15 protein-coding genes are annotated in these 19,687 nt (G+C 40.2%); 6 read left to right on the top strand and 9 right to left on the bottom strand.

Annotation, left to right across the window (positions count from 1 at the left end; genetic code table 11):
- Positions 1 to 71: 71 nt before the first annotated feature.
- The 6 genes from COD92_RS13755 to COD92_RS13730 all read right to left on the bottom strand — a co-directional run bounded on the left by COD92_RS13755 (position 72) and on the right by COD92_RS13730 (position 12,051).
- Entirely contained in the window at positions 72 to 1,997 is a 1,926-nt protein-coding gene (locus tag COD92_RS13755; RefSeq protein WP_098996413.1) for a GAP1-N2 domain-containing protein, read from the bottom strand.
- Entirely contained in the window at positions 1,994 to 3,259 is a 1,266-nt protein-coding gene (locus COD92_RS13750; RefSeq protein WP_098996412.1) for a TRAFAC clade GTPase domain-containing protein, read from the bottom strand. Before COD92_RS13750 ends, COD92_RS13755 begins: the two co-directional genes overlap by 4 nt.
- 11 nt (positions 3,260 to 3,270) lie before the next feature.
- Positions 3,271 to 3,909 (bottom strand): beta-mannanase, encoded by a 639-nt coding sequence (locus tag COD92_RS13745; protein WP_098996411.1) that lies wholly within the window; start codon positions 3,907 to 3,909, stop codon positions 3,271 to 3,273.
- A gap of 246 nt (positions 3,910 to 4,155) precedes the next feature.
- A complete protein-coding gene (locus COD92_RS13740) occupies positions 4,156 to 6,507 on the bottom strand; it encodes a hypothetical protein (protein ID WP_098996410.1) in 2,352 nt (783 codons plus the stop codon).
- 329 nt (positions 6,508 to 6,836) lie between these two features.
- On the bottom strand, positions 6,837 to 10,229 hold the full coding sequence (locus tag COD92_RS13735) for a tubulin-like doman-containing protein (RefSeq protein WP_098996409.1): 3,393 nt from the start codon (positions 10,227 to 10,229) through the stop codon (positions 6,837 to 6,839).
- A 40-nt stretch (positions 10,230 to 10,269) separates the two neighbouring features.
- Positions 10,270 to 12,051: a vWA domain-containing protein gene (locus COD92_RS13730; protein ID WP_098996408.1), complete on the bottom strand. Its 1,782-nt coding sequence runs from the start codon at positions 12,049 to 12,051 to the stop codon at positions 10,270 to 10,272.
- Positions 12,052 to 12,228: 177 nt separating this feature from the next.
- Between COD92_RS13730 and COD92_RS31945 the strand changes: the two genes are divergently transcribed.
- Positions 12,229 to 12,378: a hypothetical protein gene (locus COD92_RS31945; RefSeq protein ID WP_176541223.1), complete on the top strand. Its 150-nt coding sequence runs from the start codon at positions 12,229 to 12,231 to the stop codon at positions 12,376 to 12,378.
- On the top strand, positions 12,371 to 13,318 hold the full coding sequence (locus COD92_RS13725) for a hypothetical protein (protein WP_098530882.1): 948 nt from the start codon (positions 12,371 to 12,373) through the stop codon (positions 13,316 to 13,318). Before COD92_RS31945 ends, COD92_RS13725 begins: the two co-directional genes overlap by 8 nt.
- 310 nt (positions 13,319 to 13,628) lie before the next feature.
- Here the strand turns inward: COD92_RS13725 and COD92_RS13720 are convergent, their stop codons facing one another.
- Entirely contained in the window at positions 13,629 to 13,937 is a 309-nt protein-coding gene (locus COD92_RS13720; RefSeq protein WP_098530883.1) for a DUF4359 domain-containing protein, read from the bottom strand.
- A 324-nt stretch (positions 13,938 to 14,261) separates the two neighbouring features.
- Here COD92_RS13720 and COD92_RS13715 point away from each other — a divergent pair, with 324 nt between their 5' ends.
- A complete protein-coding gene (locus COD92_RS13715) occupies positions 14,262 to 15,179 on the top strand; it encodes a CPBP family intramembrane glutamic endopeptidase (protein ID WP_176541224.1) in 918 nt (305 codons plus the stop codon).
- 34 nt (positions 15,180 to 15,213) lie between these two features.
- Here the strand turns inward: COD92_RS13715 and COD92_RS13710 are convergent, their stop codons facing one another.
- Together COD92_RS13710 and COD92_RS13705 are read right to left on the bottom strand one after the other, a co-directional pair.
- Complete coding sequence (locus tag COD92_RS13710) at positions 15,214 to 15,813, bottom strand: hypothetical protein (protein WP_098530885.1); 600 nt, start codon at positions 15,811 to 15,813, stop codon at positions 15,214 to 15,216.
- A gap of 129 nt (positions 15,814 to 15,942) precedes the next feature.
- Complete coding sequence (locus tag COD92_RS13705) at positions 15,943 to 16,335, bottom strand: GtrA family protein (protein ID WP_098530886.1); 393 nt, start codon at positions 16,333 to 16,335, stop codon at positions 15,943 to 15,945.
- 131 nt (positions 16,336 to 16,466) lie between these two features.
- On the opposite strand from COD92_RS13705, the gene COD92_RS33170 reads away from it, so the two are divergent.
- From COD92_RS33170 to COD92_RS13690, 3 genes are all read left to right on the top strand, one after another.
- Complete coding sequence (locus COD92_RS33170) at positions 16,467 to 17,447, top strand: peptidoglycan recognition protein family protein (protein WP_098996407.1); 981 nt, start codon at positions 16,467 to 16,469, stop codon at positions 17,445 to 17,447.
- Between the two features lie 249 nt (positions 17,448 to 17,696).
- Complete coding sequence (locus COD92_RS13695) at positions 17,697 to 18,623, top strand: glycosyltransferase family 2 protein (protein WP_176550435.1); 927 nt, start codon at positions 17,697 to 17,699, stop codon at positions 18,621 to 18,623.
- Positions 18,601 to 19,659 (top strand): polysaccharide pyruvyl transferase family protein, encoded by a 1,059-nt coding sequence (locus COD92_RS13690; protein WP_098996405.1) that lies wholly within the window; start codon positions 18,601 to 18,603, stop codon positions 19,657 to 19,659. Before COD92_RS13695 ends, COD92_RS13690 begins: the two co-directional genes overlap by 23 nt.
- Positions 19,660 to 19,687: the final 28 nt, after the last annotated feature.

The following is a 19,687-nucleotide window of genomic DNA, read 5'->3' as shown; positions in this document are numbered from 1 at the left end:
AGTAGGACGTTGCCAGGCACGGAAAAGGACAGCTAAATGTAGCTGCCCTTTTTTGTCTATTAAAAAAGTCCTTAAAAGTTAATTCCAGTCTTTTTTAGGAACCTAACCAGTGGATTGGCGGTGTCTTTCTCTACTTCTTTTATTAAAAGTTTAAATTTATCATCATTAACATCTTGCAGTTCCTTACGCCATTTTTTATCCTTCCAAATCGATTTTGGATGAGTTATAAAATAGATTTTCAAGGACTTTCTATAGAGTAAATCCGTTGCAACAAGGTTAGCATTCTTTTTTATAAACGAGCACATGGTGTTCTCGTTAAAATGGTCAATAATAAAATCTAATAACTTAGGGTAATCAACGCCATCACCACTGGTTTCAAAGACAACAAAAAATAACTGAATTGGTATAGATGATGGCAATTCACATAGTATTCTCTGAAGTGTCTTGTTAAGCTGATCACGCCCATTCTTGGTTAACAGCTTGATAAATTGTGAGGCCGATTCTGTTGGGAAGTTCAGTAGTTTGGATAGAACTTTGAGAATTAGAAGATGATCCCGTGTGGTTTCAACTTGTACTTTTACCAAAAGTTCATTTGAAATAATCTCCCCCAAACACGTTATTTCCTCCAATTTAAGATTATTTATACGCAGGTTAAGGTAACAGTTTAATAAGTCCTTATAGTCTGGCTTCTCATTGATGGAGCAGACTAATGACTCATAAGCAAGTCTGTCACGTTCAATGATCTTCCAAAGCTCTAGATAAAGCGGGTCTTTTTGATAAAAACGGAGTGTCTCTAGTAAAAATAAACATACCTCATCAATCCTCAATAAACGGTTTACTGACACAACAGACTCTGTATAAAAACGTGCAATTGACCAATCATCAGCCATTTTTTCATTATCCAAAATCCTCAAAAACAGTTCCACTAATTCTGATTTTCCCTCACTTTTTAACTGCAGGTATTTAACCAGATTATTTAAAAATCGAAGTTTATCATTTAAATAAAGATCGAAATCACCATTTTTCCATGTTAGATATAAACCTGTTAACTGATTGTAACTTGCTAAAGAATGTTTTTCCTCCTCAGCTAAACCGGCTAACGCCATTTCGGCGAACTTAAAGAAATCATCCATCCTTTTCATCTCGGTTAAATGCTGTAAGGCAATATCTAAATACTCACTCTGTTCAACAGCAACCGATACACCGGAAATAAATCCGCGAGAAAAATCAAAAACAAATTGTTTTTCAATCGAACGATCCCCTAGATTAAGTGTTCCAGGTTCAAAAAAGGTAACATGAATATACGTTCTTGTCTCAGGCTCACTTGTAAAGGTAATCGCACCCAGATTTCTTCTGTATGCATAGGGCAGATAAAGATAAAGTAATTCGAGCAGCAGGAGTGCGTAGTTTGTATATTCTTGCAAAGGCACATTCAGAGAAATAAATACCTTCTTCTTACCGGAAATTGACGTCATAACAGCAAATAAAAGCTGTTGAAAGTGGTCATGGCTAATCCCTAGCGCTTTTAATATTTCATGCTCCAAAAGGGTAGTATCATGAAAAGGCACTACATCTAGCTCTGGAAGAACAGGACCATTGCTCAGATCATAGGCTGTTTGGAAAGTCTCTAATTGGAACAGCATCTCAGGACGTAGAACCCACTCCTCTTTCTGTAAAGGAGGGATCACATAGGTATGCATGAAATAAGTGCTGCGGGTGCCAGTAAAATCAGCAGGGATAAATACGGCCTGACCCATCACAAGGTCCCCGGTCTCAGGCTGAACGATCGTCACCGCGGGAGGATAGAGAGAAGGATCCTTTTCCCCGCGTTCTCTTAACGTTTTAGGCGCATGATAATAACAAAAGGGATGCAAATACTTCTTAACAAAAGAAGGCTCAAGTCCTTCCGACACAGCAATGGTGTCATATCCAGCGGTGTCGTGAAAAATTCCTTTCCGTTCCCGTGTATACATATGCTGCTGAATCTTTCGGCTCACTCCCTGTGTCTCCCCTCAATATACCCCAATTTATAAAGCAGCCAAATAAATGGTTCATCCACACGAACCGGACTAATCATCCCACTTACTTGTTGATTAATGGGATTACTTCCTAGCGAAGAAACAGCAAAATATGAGATTTCTTTAAAATACACCTCTAGGGCATTTACTAACGGGTTATCCACTTTTGCCAAAAATCTTTTTATCTCTCCGTTGATATTTTCATATTCATCTAAATCAAGATACCCCTGATGTGTAAAATTGCGGAAAACATTGCTGTTCGTCCCGATATACTCTCCATCAGCCTTTAACGAATTTAAAAGATCGCTTTTTGTTACGATAACCGCGGTAGGGATAGTAGTTTTACTTTCTTCTAAATGGGAGATAAAGTCACTAAACAATGAAATGACCACTTCGCGGGGCTCATCGCCTTGGTCTGCAATTTCCCCGGGTTGTTCCCCCATCTGATATAGAAGCTTATTGCGAATGGTCCGAATTTGTATTGGGTCGACCAAAAAATGAATGCCGGCCGAATTTTTTATATGGGCCGCATGAAGCTTGAGGTAGTCTTTGTCTATCATACCTTCACCCGCGACATCGAAAAACACAAGAGTGAGAGGGGCTTGGTCTTCATTTTTAAAAATAAATTGAAAAATAAACGGCTCTTGCCGGATTGTTTTTTCCGTTGATTGTAATAAGCTCCCGTTTTCAAAGAGAGGAACTTCATAGTTACCTCGAAAGCGCCTGCTAATGTCAGTGGTTAATGGAATACAGGCCGCATTAAAGTTATTGGCTGTGATATGTTGAAGTGTGTGAATTAGCGTGGTCATATAAACGGTCTTTCCTACTGAGGTTGCACCCACAATCGAGACGATATTGCTTGGATATTTTCCGGCCGTGATTGGCAAATCGTTATGGCAAGCCGGGCAAAGGCGGTTTCTAGTTACCACCGAGTATTTATCAGAAACCCCGATTAGAACGTTATTGGAATAGATCTTATTTTCATCGGCAATCCTCGAAGGATCAATAATCGCCTCCAGTTCGTCAATCGGTGCAAGTCCAAATTTGGCACGGTAATCGTTCAAACGTTCATCCTCCTGAAGTGCCATTTCCTCATCTTCGTCCCGATAATGGGCAGCCCTGAAGACGACATCTTCATGGTGGAATTTTAAAAAACAGTAAGGGCAGACGATATCGTAAAAAGGTAGTCTTTCTTTTAATGGTTGTTTAGTTTCAAAGAGTCGTCTTAATAGTGAGAACATGGGTGGACCCCCTATTCAGGTATCAGCTCGAAGGGTTGAGCAGAAGCATTTCCTTTGCTTAGAAATATTCGAACGAACTCATGTTTATTTATTTCAATTTCTGGGAGGATGGTTTTTCCGGGAGCAATGTCCCGGACAAAAGGATAGATGGTTCCATCCTCCAACGATAGGGGAACGGCGCCGCTTTTTTTTACATAAACAAGCTGCTCTTTACTGACTGGCAGCTCGGTATTAATTATCATCTTTACTTTTTTACGAGTTTGGAAGAGTTTCTGTTTATAGGTGATTGAAAAATAAACCTTTGCCCTTAATCCGTTGATATAAATACGATTTTGGTCATTATCCTGACGAAAGACAATCAGATGACCGTCTACTTTTTTACCGGGGAAGATCCGGAGAGCAATCCTCCCCATTGTTTCAAGGTTAAATAAGAGCCCTTGGTTGGCTTTATATTCCTCACGGGTGTAGAGCTTTAAATCATGTGGTTCGAATTCATTTAGGGACTCACCCTGGTCTGCAGGAGTTTGATGAATATAGACAAAATCAATCCCACTTGGCCAGTACCATTGTATGTGGACCTTCATATCGATTATTGTTTTTTTGATATCCCTTATTTCATCATTAGGGGAAGGAATCGGTTCCCAGTTCACCACACATCACCCCTAGGTCTATTTCTTTGAAGTGCTCAGTCGAAGGGCTCCAGTCCATACGCCGCTAAACGGACGCTTCCGCTTTGATAAATAAAATAGTAAGGGACTTTAACTTTGGTAACCGTCTAGCTCCAGCGTCCAGCGGCTAGTGGACTTCGCTCTTCTCCCAACGATAAGTCAACATCGGATCGCTGGCGCTCTCCGTGTTTCCTTTATCTCGGTCGAAGCGCTCCAGCCAATACGCCGCTAAACGGACGCTTCTGCTTTTGAGTGGAATTCATAACCATTATCAGTATATTTTTTGTAATATCTTTCACCGTTGCGATAAAACATAAGGTCTTTTAATGTGAATCCTCCCATGAGGGTAAGCTTCTCAATCCCGCTTGTTTTCTTTTCATGGACACAGCCCACCTTCCATTGGCGTGTGTCATGTTCTTTTTCTAAGGCAAACCGCATGAACTCACTGTAAAAGTCGCCAAAAAAATACTTTTCTTCATAACGGTTCACTTGGGTGTAGTTGAACACTTCAATGTGGATGGATGAACTTTCGTCCAATCGAAGATATAATTTTTTAAACAATTCCTCTTTAGAGAGAATCTCCCTATTTTCATAATCGGTAATCACATTGGCTCTTTCTAGCAATTCATCTTCAAAGGTGCGGTGGAATTCTTCCTGGGATAATATCTCCCGGTCGCAAACAACCAACAGTCGCTCCAAAAGAACTTCAGGTTGATCGTCTTCCAGATAACTATAGAGGTTTTTAAAAAAACGTTCATTCAAAAAGAAATGGGGCCCTCGTTTTTCCTTTAACTTTGCTGTAATGAGCTGAATCACTCTTGAGTAATATTGGGCAATATTCTTGTCTAAATCATCATCGGAATCAAATAAACTATCCGCCGCGGTCTTTTTCAGGAAGGTATCCACCTTGTTCATCAGTCGGATCTTTGGCTGCAATGAGCGGTGCAGTCCCTTGAGCACCGTTCGGTATTGATTTAAAATCGCAAGTTTCACTTTAAGCCTTAACAGTTCGTATTTGGTCCCATATACTTCCTTGAAAAAGTATTCTACAAAACTGGTCAGGTTTTTCTTGGCTGAAAAAGGTAGATAGCTTTTATTAAAATCACAATGATCCACGATTTGCTGATAAGTTAGTTCCAGTTGTTCTTCAAGCTTTAACTGTTCCTGTTTTGTTTCCTGGAAAAGTTTGCTAATCGCATTCAATACATTTGACTCAGAGTGAACGTTGTCCGCTGTCCAACTATAAGCGCAATAGATTCCGTACTGTTCATGGTTGATCACATTTTCATAAAAGCACCATTCAATTTGCTCCCTTAGGTCTAAAATCCCTAAAAATTCACGGACGGGTTGTTCGAAGTTCTGGTAAAAGAACGTTTCCGTACCACCTTCGTAAAGAAACTCTTCTGTTTCGTTCAGTGACATTTTCCTCACGGCCTTATAGGAATTGCTAACCCTCATTAATCCAAGCATGTCATAAAGCCGGTCAGCTGGAGGAAGGAAGTGCTCATAATATTTTTCAAAAGAAGACTCAGATAAATCAAAGAGCTGAAGGATTTTCTCCCTGGGTTGCTTGCTTTGTTTTTTTAGGGTTTCTAATAAATCTTGGAAAAAGTGACTCGCAGCGTTAAGAACAATCGCTTTATTGGGCCGTGTCACCTTAGCAAATCCGGCTGATGCATAAACAGGATCCCTTGCATTCCCCTTCATCGCGCGCTTAAAGGATTGGTGAGAATAACCATTCATTTTTTCATGATGCTCGGTCCATATTTTCCGATTCTTCAACAGGTTTAGATGACTGATTAATTCATAGTTTTGTTGAACGGCTTCCTCCCTAATCAGACCATTCTCATTTTTATCGCTTAATAAATAGACCACTTCAAAGAGCGGGGATGGGGGATGGCAAATGGGCAATCTTAAATGGTCCTCTGTCAGCTGAAGGTCCTTTTCGAAATGATAATCATTCTGTTGATAATTATCTAGCTCTTTTAGGAAGCTGATCCCAAGCGATGTGGTGAAGGCAAAGTTCTCACCGTCCTGTTTTTCCATTAACAACCCGAATAAATCCACCTCCACGATTCGGAACGATTCCTGAAGGATGCTTTTGAGAAGAAGGGTGAATTCTTGGATCAGAATATTTGCCGGGTCATGAACGGCAGTTACCACACATAGGTTTACTTTCTGGAGCGAAGAAAAGGCCCTTCCATATTCGGCTAGCTTTGATGTAAGCTTCCGAAAGGTTTTATTGAGCTCAATCAGCATCGTTTCATCCTGGTAAAAAATCTCTACCAGCTCTTTCCGTTGTGATTGGCGATCGAACCCATTATTCGCCAGCTGGAGTGAAAACAGATTATCAGCAAGGATGGTTTCTGTTTGATAGGCATGAAAGTATAAGACTCCGTTACTGTTATGCCATTTTTCCTTGTTCAACTTTTTGATAGCTAATAGGGCATCCTTAACGAGGTCGCCTAAAAATAAAAAAACAATCGGATAGTTGACACTGCGCTGCACATTTTCGGATTGGCTTATTTTTTCAAGTTGAATGGCGAAGGAATCGGCATATTTTTGTAATAGGTCTCGCACAAGTGTATCCCTCCTTGAAAAACATGAAATGAGGCGGGCCACATGCAACGAAATGCGTGTGGCCTTCTAAAATTAATTTGAGAATTGTCTAGCTCCAGCGCCTAGGGGCTCTTAGGTCTAAGCTTATCCAGTTTCGGCTCCTTGGGACGCAAGTCTAAGCCACCCCCTGAAGTAGGCAAAAATCGCCTTCTTGCAGGGTGCGTCTTAGCCTAGAGTCCCAGGACAGTCGCCTCCACTTTTAAATCAATCCGTCAAGAAGGCTAAAGAGCAGCCTTCTTGCCGGCTCGTCTGTAGCCTCGCGCCCCTGGTCAAGGCGCCTTGCGCTTTTATTATGATTTTAACTGTCTAAGCATTTCTTGCACTTTGATCATCATCTCTTTATAGAAGCTGTACACTTCCTCGCCATTTACCAAATCCTTGTATTCATAATCAAGGGCTTCCTTTTCTTTTTGAAAGGTGTCTGCCATTTGTTCTAAGGCGAAGATTAACTGTGCCGCGCTTTCTTGTAGGATTAACTCATGGCTGCGCTGCTCCGATTTTCTTTCAAGCTGGGCTTTTTGCTTTGGGGTTTGTGCTTTAAATGCTTGAAAGATTTCATAGTCGACGAATTTCGGGGTTTTTATAACATTAACCAACGGCTCCCACGCATCTTCCTCCAATCCATGATCATAAACGTAAAGTGCCCCTCGTTTTTTTATCGTATGGGTGTAAATGGCCTGAATATACAGGTTTTTAAGTCTCTCATTCTCTTTTTGTAAGGAGATGAATTGTTCTATTTCCGCCATCATTTCTTGAATAAATTGGTATTTTCGAACCTCTAGTTTCAATTTTTCAATTAACTTAGGCGAACGAATAAAGTTTTCTTTTGCCATTTCTAAGTTGGTGCTTCCGAAAATATCACAGCTGCCTTCAGGATCCATGCCCCCAGCGGACCATTCTTTCAGCTGCCTGAGTACTTGATTTAAGTTTCCGAGGCTGGCTCTATCAAGCTTTTTTAGGTCAATCTCATATTTGGCGAAAAATGCTCGTCTGTTTAACTCTTTTGTAAAATGGCACCGGTATTTGGCACTGGTATTCCGTTCGTCCTCTTTCACCGTAATACAGCCGAATTCCAACGCCTGATCAAATAAAGCCCGTACTCCGGCATTGTATTCTTTCACCCGTGAGTTTTGGTACGTATCTCCCCAGGATTTTTCCGGGATGGGTGAGGGGAGGTAGAGCCAGTTTACCTTCTCTGTCTGCACCAGGTGCCGGCCCACTCCCTCTTTTTCTAAGATTGTCTTTTCATAGGATGCCTCGTAAATTTTTAAAGGCGAGTAGGCAAATAGGGGAATTCCGTTTTTCGTATTTAACCAGAAAATCCGATTTCTTAGCTCGCTTTCTTTAATGGTGAAGCGGGAATGGCTTAACGAGTGCTTTTCAAAATTTTTAATTCCGTTATAAATATTTGGAGCTTTTACTGGCACGCTCACAAACCCCCATTGCGGGAAGTGGAGCTGGCCGTTGCTATTAGCAAGGTGGAACACTGGCAGGGCGTCGCGGTCCAAGCGGGCAGCAATCTTTTCTTCAATAATTTTATCAATTGGTTTATCCTCGCCGTACTTCAAACGTAGAAAGTCTTCCATCGATTTCGTAATTAAATCACCAAACTGATCGGTGAGAAACTCGGACACGGTGCCAACCACATCGACATCTTGTTCTTTGATCCAATAGGCTGATTTTTCAAGGAGCATTTCCGACCATTTCTGTAGCAGTAATTCGCCATCCTTCGAATCAAACATCCGCTGAATCTCTGGGGAGGTATCAGGAATACTGACCAAATGCCAATAATAGGTTAGGGGGGTATCCTGATTAATCTCCTCTTTTTCTATTAAAATACCGGCATTTTTTTCAAAGATATTTTTCAAGGTTAGTAAGATTTCTTGATAGACTTCATAAATTTTGTTGTTCTGGTTGTAAAGAAGCTGGTACAGTTCCTCATAAAATTCAATCATTTCTTCGAGTCTTGCCTTTTCTGCCCGAGCAGAGAATTCGTTTAATTTTGCTTCGATATAGGCATTCTTTTTGCGGTCTTTGGAGAGAAATGCACTCCTTGCCTCTTCAAGCTTGTTATAAGCGTAATCTTGTTCCGATTGAATGGCTCGCGGCAAGTGTTCCAATCGGTCTCGCAAGCGCTCGATATATACCTTTAAGGTTTTTAACAGACAGAAACTGTCATTGGAGTAGATTAACCTAGATGCATAGATGGGACCCTTTTCTGGACTAAGAAAGATCCGCTCCATTTGGCGCCGGAACTCCTCGAGGATTTCGCCTGGCAGCTGCTTTTTGCATTTCCGGTATTGTTCTTTCGCCTTTAATAAATATTCTCTCTCCAGCTCTTCGTCAAGATTAATCACAGCTGATTTAATTACGTTGTTATAGGAAAAACGTTCACTGTGCTCGAACCCTGAGAGGGGCTCAGGTATACGCTCATTGAACCGCTGATGAATGGAGTCAGGGTCAATACGCAATTTCTCCGCAAACCTCTCCACATCCGGTTGGTCTGGTTCCGCCTCAAACATCCTCTTCATATTTTCAAATAGTTTAAAGCCGATATAAGTGGTCATTTCTTCAACTGGAATTTCAGCCATCGAGGCACCGATAATATTGTATTGGTAGTTGGCGGCATAGGGCTTTGGCATTTGGGCGATATTTGTACGGATATTGCTGATATAGTCATGGATGGCAAATTCCTCGCTGGATTTCTTATCCTCATTGGCCATGAAGTTGGTAATATTTTCAGCGGTGACATTCATGCAGTAATCATAGGCATTTTCAAGCCATTTCCCTTCCAGATTCGTTCCTGAGATGAAATGGCAAAGATTAAACGGCGGCATCGGGGAGTTGACGTCTAAGATGCTGCCATATTTCATTTTGAAACGTTCATTTCTTTCATCACAATTCATCCAGTAATCGAGTTCTTTTAGGGCAGCATAGCCATTTTTCTCGATATACTCGACTGTATGGGAGCTTAGGCCGCGTTTGGACAGATTCACATCCGGCATGAACAGATACCCAAGCATGCTGACCTTATCGATACCGGTCGGGCCAAATTTGCGCTCCATGATCCCGCGCGTGATGTAGGCAATATCAAGAAAACATCCGCTGCCAGTGCCTCCGGAAACCCCAGTCAAAATGAAAACATATAGCCGTTTATTTGTTCCTTCTAGGACTGACTCGATTTTTCGCTCCATCGTTTGTACCACTTGGTTGATTTTTGTAAACAGCAGAAGTCGCCCGGCCTGGCGGACACCGGAGGCACCGCTGATTCCATCTGTAATCGATAATTCAGGTGACAGCCACTCCTTGATGCACGGCTCGAGTGTGCTGCGGTTTTGAAGCAGGCCGCCGATCTCAGGGTTAGAAAGGAGGACGAACTCCTTATTTGGATCAAGACCAATCCCTTTGTATGTTTTGTAGCGGTCATATTCATTGGTTTCAAAGGCCAGGAACTCAATGTTGTTGGGTTTTTCCTTTTTCTTCTTGGATAAAGGATCCTGTGGCAGCTTAAAGCGGCGGTTCACCTGGTATTTAAGTCTGAGCAAGGCATCAATCCCAGTTCCGCCAAGACCGATGACAAGCATGGGATTCTCGATCGTATCGACACGGATCTTCTCCGAAATAATCCCACCGCCTAAGGAAACATCCAACTGCTGAATATGCTCTCTTACACTAGCTTTCATCATTATTCCTCCCTCGGTGTTAGAAACGGTGCCTGTCACCTTATGAAATATACTCAATGTAGATAGATTTATTGACTTTTTTTGGTATGATGCGCAGGCGGTCGTTGCGTTTGATAGTGAGGCCTTTTTGGGAACTGATTGCCCGGCCGTTTTTTTCTATGGTGCAATTAGAGTGATTGATAAGTAATAAAGAGTCATAGGCGAGTGGTTTGAATATGAGTTTCTCGGTCTCCGCAAACTCCGGCACCAGGGATAAAAGTTGATGGAGACGGAATTTCCCCTTAAAGACTTTCAATTTTTTATATTGCGGGCTGATCCGTTCCCCGGTTTCTTCGTCCTTGACTTCAATGACGATCTGTCCGCTGAATCTGCGGTTTCTGCTCTTTAATTTGGACCAAAGCAGGGAAGCAATCGCAGCGAGTAATAGGATGCCCGCGGCAGCTCCGCCGATCAAAAGCCAAGGGAAGGATTTGCCGCCATCATCCAACACGTTGCTCGGTTTCTCGGTTACAGGGACAGTGGTTGCTGTTTTCAACGTGATTTTTTGTGGAATCGTCTGACGGAAAAAGCTGCTATCTTCTGCTTTTACCATCACTTCATAGGAAGAGGCGCTGCCAAGCTTAAACTTACCGGAAAATCCCCCTTTGCCAGGTTCTAACGAAAACTCCTCTGTTTTTCCTTTATCGAGGTCCCTGACAAACAATGTACCTTTCATCGAGTGATAAAAAGCTTGATCCTTAAGGACCGCGCTGTTGTCCTCAAAGAAGGCACGAACTTGAACCGTGTCACCAGCTTTATAGCTCTCCTTGGCAAGTGCCGCCAATTTCAACTGTAAATCATAGTTAAAAATAAGATTAATATCGATTTTTTCCTGTGGGACGCCCTTTACCTTCAAGGTCCAATCCCCCTGAACGGGCTTCAGCAGCTTGACCATCGAATAGGTTCTTGATTTCGTTAACACCACATGATCAGATGGAATCTGCACCGTTTTTCCGGAAGGGTTAATCAGTTGAATCTCAACAGGCTGATCAGACATAAGGGAGATATTTGCTTCCCGAACGTTTTCATTTGGCACGGTAATCTTGATATCCTGATAAGCGCCAGTCCCGATTAATTGTGAAACTGGGACAATCTTTAACTTAAAATGTCGAGCAAAGATTTCACTCAGGATCTTAGGGAGCTGCTCCGCTGAAGTGGCCTCAAAGAATTTCCCATTTGTGCTGTCCGCCACGTTCGTCAGGACTTCCTTATTGAGCTTTCCATCCGCGTTTAAGCCAATCGTATAAATGGGGTAGCCCTTTGCTTTTGCCTGACTGACCGCTGATTGGAGCTCTTGATTTGCCTGAGAAATCGTTTTGGACTTTCGCGGATTCAGTTCGTTATTTCCGTCCGCAAGCAGGACAATCAATGGGGTAAAATTCTTTTCATGGCTGGATCCCAGCATCCTTATCGCCTCAGAAACCCCGGTAGATAAGTCGGTGTAGGTGTATTTCTCAAGTGAATCGATGAACGACTTCAATTCTTTTTTTTCTTGTTCCGAGCCAATTTTTACGAGCGCCTTTTCTCGCATCACCTCGTCCGAGTAGGCAACGACCCCGATTTTATCTCCTTCGAGCGATGACATATCGATAAACATCTTCATCGCTTCCTTACTGATATTATTCGGATCGCTGTCTTTCATGGAATTACTGACGTCCACAACAAGCATTCCTTCCATTCGTGAGGTGGAATGTAACGGACTTGCCGCGCGTACATTAAGATAACTAATGCTGCAAAAAATAACGGTCAGTATGATGAAACTACTAATTGTCTTTCTTAACATGTGCTGCCACCTCCATTAGCAGTATCTCTTTCTAAAAGTGAATAACCTCCAAGCCCATCCCAATTGTTGTCATTATATTCCCAAGCAGTACTCCCTAGAATGATAAAGTTCGTCCTTTAGAAAGATGTCTAATAGAGAATTGCCCAGGCTTTTTATTGGTGAAAAGGGGGAGAATCCATGTATGGGTTGATTTTTACCAGCATCCTAGTTTTCATTTTGATTTATAAAACCTATAAATTACGAAAAAATAAACGCAGCAATGGAAGTTTCGGAGATATTGACGAGGAATTGGAGATTATGCTGACAGAAGGTGATACCTTTGGCTAAACGGGATGTTCAACCCAATAAAAATGTAAAATATCAGTTTCAAAAAATAAAAATGTGTAAGAACTGTCAACGTTATTCTGTACTAAAGGACCCGATTTGTCCGGTCTGCGGCAAACACTATAAAAAAGTCCACCGTCTTGTTAGAAAGAGCGTCATAAAACGCTTATTTATGGAAGCCTTATGGATTCTAACTGTAACCGGCCTGGGGGTCATCATCGCCCCAAAGACGCAAACCATGTACTACTTGGCTGGTGGGGTGATGTTTTGTATCAGCTATATCATCGTAACGTCCATCTTTTTAAAAAGTGAATATCACTACCAATTGAAAAAACGACTTAGGAAGGATTTACGCAAAATTCAAGCGGGAATTCGGTTTGACAGTAACCTTGCAAAAGAAGCTGAGAGTGAGGGACAGTTAGAGGCGGCATATGAAAAACTTTGTGAAATAGGTGACTTCGTTTATAGCGATGAAGTGAAAATAAGGCAGGTAATCGTGTTAAACAAGTTACCTTTAAGAAGTGGCGGTGAACCCGAGCTTGAAAGGTTGATTCCGTCGTCATATGACAAAAATTTTGTGAAATATGCACTCAAGGTATTAAAACAAAACCGAGCCCGGTTCACTAAGAGGTGTATCGCTTACTTTATCCGCAATCGAGAGAACATCATGATTGATTTTGGAGGAGATGCACTGATTGCCATCGCGGATACGGCCTTACGAATGAAGCTTTACATCCTCGAATACTCTTCCTTTATTGAAGAGTTCCTTCCAGATTTGCCAAAAGAGCGGATCCAGAGGCTTTGCAGCATCCTCTATGCAAACCCTGACCTGGACTGGGGCAGTCTTAAAGTGAGCACCATGGAACTGGTTGGGAGGAAGTATCGATATGACCCGGAGTTTAAGAGGTTCTTAGTTAACGAGAGGGTCATTAGCCGTGGATAAAAAAAAAGGCCGTTTGGGTGGGCCCCATTCGGTCCTTTGATGAGATAAGAAAGTATGAAAATTTTTGACTTTGAGAATTGTCTAGCTCCTGGCGCCATCGGCTCGAGGTCNNCTCCTTGGGACTCGAAGTCTAAGCCACCCCCTGAAGAAGGCAAAAAAACGCCTTCTTACAGAGTGCGTCTTAGCCTAGAGTCCCAGAACAGTCGCCTCCACATTTAAATCAATCCGTCCAAAAGGTTAAAGAACAACCTTTCAGCCGGCTCGTCTTGTGCTTGTCGCCGAAAGGCGGGCGCCGCTGCGCTTTTCTTATTTATTTCTCTTTTTCAAGACTGGAAAGCGGAATAAACTCATTAAATATCCCAAGTGTTGTCATCTTCCCCATTCCGACATCTGAAAAATCCGTCTTGTAGATGGAAAAAACAACATAATCGGATTTTGTGGTCCCGGCATCAAAGATAGACTTTCCTGCAATTGAGAGGATCCCCCTTTTAAGCAGGTTCGACGACTGATCCATTGTTTTGTGATTAACCCAGTCAATATATGCCGACCGCCCTGGATTTGTTGCAGACAATACATAGATGATAGCAACTAATAGAATCAAAGAAATAAAACGCCTCATTTCATAACCTCCCATCTCTCTAGTAATGGACATACAGCTTGTACATTCATATGTACCACAAACCAAAAAAATCACTAAGTACTAATAATAATGGAAACAACATTGTAATGATATTTGTCTGCTGATATGTTAGATTATTACTATTATTATCTATTAACAAATTCGGTAAACATGTGGCTAAAAACAATAATTTAAGGAGACAAAATGGAGAAGAGAACCTGGAAGTGGCTCTTAGGCTGTTTGCTATTCCTGCTATTATTAAATGGATTCGGAATATTGGCAGTAGAGATTTTAAAATAAGCAATAAGGCAGGGAATGACGCGGATGACAACAAACTTAACCAAACCGATTTCAATCAAGTTACTCTTTGCCATGCTGGTTGTAACCATAGGGGCTGAGGTGCTCCTTTATTTAACCCGGTACAGCTATTTGGCGAGCACTTTTTATGATGCGATGATGGTATGTTCCTTTTTTGTAGGTCTAAAACTGCACCGGCGGATTAGCAGTTCAGAACGTTTCCGATTAACAAAACGGCAGCAAGTCCTGAAGTTTACCGGTGCCTTCTTAGTATTCTTTCTCGGAAGCACGATCATTAACATGTATTCATCCAACATCTTCAACGATTTTAACGCAGATTATGATCAATACGTGCAAGATTATACCGACATGCAGATGGACGTTGTTGAACAAAAACCAACAGCAGATGATTCAGAGACAAAGGCAGAACCTGTTTCTAGTTTTTTTGAAAAAGTAGATGCCATTGGCGCTGATTTATATACGGATGCCCTCGCAGGATTAGAGGAGGTTTGGCGCCTTGCCTATATCATCCTCCTGCTGGTTGTATGTAAAAAGCTCTTTCCAAACAGATGGGCAAGCGGGAAAAGAGATCTTTTTCTGATGATGGCTTTATTTCTCACCTCTATTCTATTTGGGATTGACCACACATTAGATTCCGTTGAACCATGGGGAGTGAAGATAGGAGCGATTGTTACCTTTGCGAATATGGGCTTATTATTCGGATTAATCTTATTGTGGACGCGAAGCCTTTGGGTGACGGTCCTCGTTCATTCCCTTTACGATATAACCGCGACACTTTCGTGGTACTACCTTGATTCCGCTGTCGATCTAATGGCCTTGGCCATGTTAATTGTCCATGTCTTTCTCCTCATATTAGAAAAATTAAACCGAAAACGTGCGCTGCAACAGCTGGAAACGGCTGATGGGGTACAGGCGGCCGAATAGTAAAAGAGGTTCTGCTTTTAGTGCGGAACCTCTTTTAATACGTATAGATTTTCGAGTGCACCCAATACCGAACCGTTCCATCCTCAAGCGTCTCGTATTTAAACTTATCGCGCTCAAGTGCTGTTCGCAAACTATCAAATGCCAGCTCTTGCCTGACTTTAAGTTCAATCATTTTCTGGTTAAATGTGGCTGAATCTATATTCTTAGAGGCAGTGAGATCAACCAGAACCTCTTGCTGCTGCTCCATAACATGCAGCAAATCAAGTTTATGGTCATGAAGGCCCGATGGTGAATCTAGCTCTGAGAGTTTTTTCCATAATTCGATTTGTTTCATTTTTGCTTCCTGGTAGTCAACAGGCTTCTCATAAAGTGTTTCATTGAGCAGTTTTTCACTTTGCCGATATAAATGCTGCTCTTTCACTAAATAATCGACTGTTTCGGATTGATTAGGGTGAAATAGATACATAACAACCAATAACAAGATTAACAGGATTACGACTAGTGGAAGCATCCATTTTTTCAAAGAAGAAGGTTGTGGAGCGTGGAACTCCAGTGGGGCCTTGTGGTGGAATCTTCCCGCCGCTTGCAATTCTTCCAGCTCTTGTTTTACTTTTTGTTGGGCAGGAGTCAGCATCTTCCAAGTCCCCCATTATAATAGAATAATTTAAAATGAAACTAATACTATCCTACTATAAATAGTTACAAAAAATCCATTTATTATCCAAATTGTTAATCAAAAATACTCATATTTTATTTAAAAAGATTAGTTTACTTGTTTCTGGTTGTTCATATTAGATTCAAAGGTCCATTTTTTATTTAAAATAAAATTGATTCCCATTCCTAGCGCAGTTGCCACTAATTGTGAAAGATACTGATTGAATCCCCATTTATGAACAAATAAGAAGAGACATAAGGTATTGAAACTGAGCACAACTAAATTGACAATCACAAATTTAGCAAAAACAGAAAGATGGTTTTCCTTATTTTTAAACACCCACTTCTTATTCCAATAATAGCTATTTACTAACCCAATTAGATAAGAAATGATATTTGCGAGAATGTAGTGCATGCCTAATTTTACAAACAAAATATAACAGCCGATTGAAATCAACGTATTCACGACCCCGACAAGGCCGAACTTTAGTAACTTTTCCATACTAGCCCTTCAATCTTTTTAATATGATTACCTCCATACTAATGATTTGTGAAAAGAAATGCAAAAAGTAACAATAGCCCTGTCCAAATCATGGGGTTTTGCATAAATATAGATGAAAGGAGTGGATATGTATGAACATTATTCAACGATTTATTCCTGCATCTAATACAGACACACGTCCAGGCATCAAAATGTTCCCTAAATACATCACCATTCATGAAACAGATAATCCTAACCCAGGTGCAGATGCCGAAGCACATGCAAGACTGCAGGAACGGGGAAATGACCGTTCGGCCTCCTGGCATCTTCAAATTGATGACCACGAAGCAATCCAATCCATCCCATTTAATGAGGTAGCTTGGGCGGCCGGAGATGGCAGAAGTGGGACAGGCAACACCTCATCCATCCATATTGAAATTTGTGTAAACAGTGATGGCGATTTTAAAAAGGCCGTAGCAAATGCTGCGGAAGTGACGAACCAGTTGATGAAGACCTATCATATTCCCATTGCAAATGTTGTCCAACACAACCATTGGAGTGGGAAAAACTGCCCAAGAAATTTGCGCAATGGTGATAAAGGTGTTACCTGGAATGATTTTATTAATATGGTGAAAAGCGGAATGGTTCAACCTGTTCAATCATCACCAACTGCTCTAGTCGAACCCGTATTTATTCACAGCAATACAATCATTCAAAGGGTACGAGCGTTAGTGAGAACTGATATTCGTAAAGCACCTAGTCATTCAGCCGAATTTGTCCGTGATGCCATGCCAGGCGAAGAATTTAATGTTTTTGCGCGTCGTGGTGATTGGCACAACGTAGGCCGTGACAAATGGATTGATGGGAATGGCGGCAGGAATCTTTATTGGATTGATAATCCAGCCTCCAAAACGCAAGCTGCATCAAAAGCCAGTTTTCCCTATCCGGGCCATTTGCTTAAGAGAGGTTCAACAGGTGAAGATGTTAAGCGAATACAACGTGTTGTTGGGATAGAAGCGGTTGGTATATTCGGTCCAAGAACAGAAGAGAACGTAAAAGCTTTTCAACAACGCCATGGGTTAACGGCGGATGGAATCGTCGGGCCTAAAACTTGGGAAGCAATGTTTGGATAAAGTATATAAAAATAAAAGTTCAATCTGCATAAAAATTGGACTTTTATTTTTTATTTCAAGTTTATAAAAAGCGCCAAGGCAAAATAGATGAGGGTATTTTCTTTTTATGCCCATTTGGTGTATATTATTAGGCGTGCCGGAGTGATATTTTACAAAAAATATTTGATAAGCTACACTTAATTGAACAGATCATATATTGAATCTACCAACAATTTCATATAGAAAATGAATAATGATTTGACTTCTAAAATGTCAAAAAATAATTTAAAGGAGTTGAACACTATTATTAATCCAGATGTTTCGGTTATTATACCTGTTTATAATGGTGCGGGTACAATCGGACAAGCAATAGGTTCTTGTCTTTCACAAACGTATTCTAATCTCGAAATCATAATAATTGATAATGGCTCAACAGATAATACTAAGGATATTGTTCACTCTTTTAAATCGGAAAAAATCAAATATTATTATACCGATGTAAAAGGGAGATCAAATGCTAGAAATTTAGGTTTAGAAAAAGCAACTGGCAAATGGATTCAATTTTTAGATGCAGATGATTTGCTGGATGAAAATAAAATAGCAAAAGCAATGAAAGTCTTAAATGCTAATGGACGATGGCAAGCTGTGCAATGCGCAACTGAATATATAAAAGATAATAAGGTCATAAATGTCTTCAAACCATATTCCAACAAGGATATGTATGACAATTTATTGTTGGGGAATACCATTCCAATCAATTCAATGATATTGAGTAAAAGTAGGTGCAAGTCATTTCCTATGGGTATGGAACATTGTGAAGACTGGGTATTTTGGATTGAAAGCTTAGCTGACTGTGACATATTCTTCGATAATAACTACTGTGGAGCGAAGGTAAATATTCATGAAGGTAATACCATGAAGAATATCCAAAAAATGAAATTTTATGAATTAGAAGTTTTATTAAAATACACAGATAAGAAGATTCCCATGAAGAAAAATCTACTTAGAATCATAAAAATTTTAAAGAGATACGTTGAATATTTACTATTTGCATCTGAAAAGAATCTGTATATCGAAAATGAGGCAAAAGGGAAATTTTATCTTAGGTTCACAAGGATGCTTTGTAAGGTCAATGTAATAAAAAGTTATCTGAAGAGGAAAATAGGAGAATTTAATGAAAAAAACGTATACCAGTAAAAAAAGAATTGCAGTTGACGCATACTTTTTTAATAATTTTGGCGATGATTTATTTCTAGAAATCTTAATAAACCGATATCCAAATGCTCACTTTGATTTCATCACTCCAAGTGAAGATAGAATAAAAAACTTTCTCGGTAATCCTAGGATTAAAATTGTTAGTCGAAAGCAAGCTTTGAAGAATGTTATGAGTTACGATCTGTATATCATGATTGGCGGATCGATGTTTCAGCAGCCACCGAATTGGAAGATGCAGTGGTTGAATTTATTTTTGATGGTTCGTACTTTTAAATTGTTTAACAAACCATGTGCCATTATCGGATGTAATTTCGGTCCTTATTCTAATCCGTCTTATCTAAAGGCGTATAAAACCATTTTTAAAAAATTAGATTACTTTTCTGTTCGAGATGAAAAGTCATTTAATGTTCTTAACGATAAAAATATTAATATTCATTGTTATCCTGATATTGCCTTTTCTTTTGATGTTGCGCCAAACAATGGCGATCATAGGAACAAGGAGAATATTATCGGTATTTCTATTATGGATTTTGGAAAAGAGAATCTTTATTATGAGGACAAGATGGCTGAAATTTTAAGCAGGATTCAGCAGGATTCTAAAATAAAGATTTTTAGCTTTCAAAATTCAAATGAGATCAATGATTTAAAAGTCATTAAAAATGTTTTATCAAAAATACCTAACAATAGTGATCACATTGAAGTTGTCAATTATGAAGGCAATATGAACAGTTTCCTAGGCCATTACGAAGAGTGCCGGGCCTTTTTAACCACAAGATTTCACTCACTAATATTATCGCTTATGTATAATCAAAAAATTGTAGCAATAAATTATAATCCAAAAATCGAAAATACTTTAAAGTTTTTAAACCTTCCAATTGATATGGTTAATTTAGATTCATTAGAAGATATTAATCTAAATATCCTATTCGATCAGAAACAAACAAGTTATGATTTATCCCAAATAAAAAGAGAATCATTAGCTCATTTTGAATTTATTGATACAGTTATTGGTGATTAATTACCCTGGATGTCAAGTAACAGATGAA

Source organism: Bacillus sp. AFS037270 (assembly GCF_002585305.1).
This window is presented reverse-complemented; position numbering and strand designations above follow the sequence as displayed.

Excerpts from the sequence above, each read along its gene's own strand:
- COD92_RS13705 (WP_098530886.1), bottom strand. The coding sequence starts at position 16,335 with ATGGAAAAGTTACTAAAGTTCGGCCTTGTCGGGGTCGTGAATACGTTG.
- COD92_RS13735 (WP_098996409.1), bottom strand. The coding sequence starts at position 10,229 with ATGAAAGCTAGTGTAAGAGAGCATATTCAGCAGTTGGATGTTTCCTTA.
- COD92_RS13715 (WP_176541224.1), top strand. The coding sequence starts at position 14,262 with ATGACAACAAACTTAACCAAACCGATTTCAATCAAGTTACTCTTTGCC.
- COD92_RS13730 (WP_098996408.1), bottom strand. The coding sequence starts at position 12,051 with ATGTTAAGAAAGACAATTAGTAGTTTCATCATACTGACCGTTATTTTT.
- COD92_RS13750 (WP_098996412.1), bottom strand. The coding sequence starts at position 3,259 with ATGTTCTCACTATTAAGACGACTCTTTGAAACTAAACAACCATTAAAA.
- COD92_RS33170 (WP_098996407.1), top strand. The coding sequence starts at position 16,467 with ATGAACATTATTCAACGATTTATTCCTGCATCTAATACAGACACACGT.
- COD92_RS31945 (WP_176541223.1), top strand. The coding sequence starts at position 12,229 with ATGTATGGGTTGATTTTTACCAGCATCCTAGTTTTCATTTTGATTTAT.
- COD92_RS13720 (WP_098530883.1), bottom strand. The coding sequence starts at position 13,937 with ATGAGGCGTTTTATTTCTTTGATTCTATTAGTTGCTATCATCTATGTA.
- COD92_RS13710 (WP_098530885.1), bottom strand. The coding sequence starts at position 15,813 with ATGCTGACTCCTGCCCAACAAAAAGTAAAACAAGAGCTGGAAGAATTG.
- COD92_RS13690 (WP_098996405.1), top strand. The coding sequence starts at position 18,601 with ATGAAAAAAACGTATACCAGTAAAAAAAGAATTGCAGTTGACGCATAC.
- COD92_RS13695 (WP_176550435.1), top strand. The coding sequence starts at position 17,697 with ATGTCAAAAAATAATTTAAAGGAGTTGAACACTATTATTAATCCAGAT.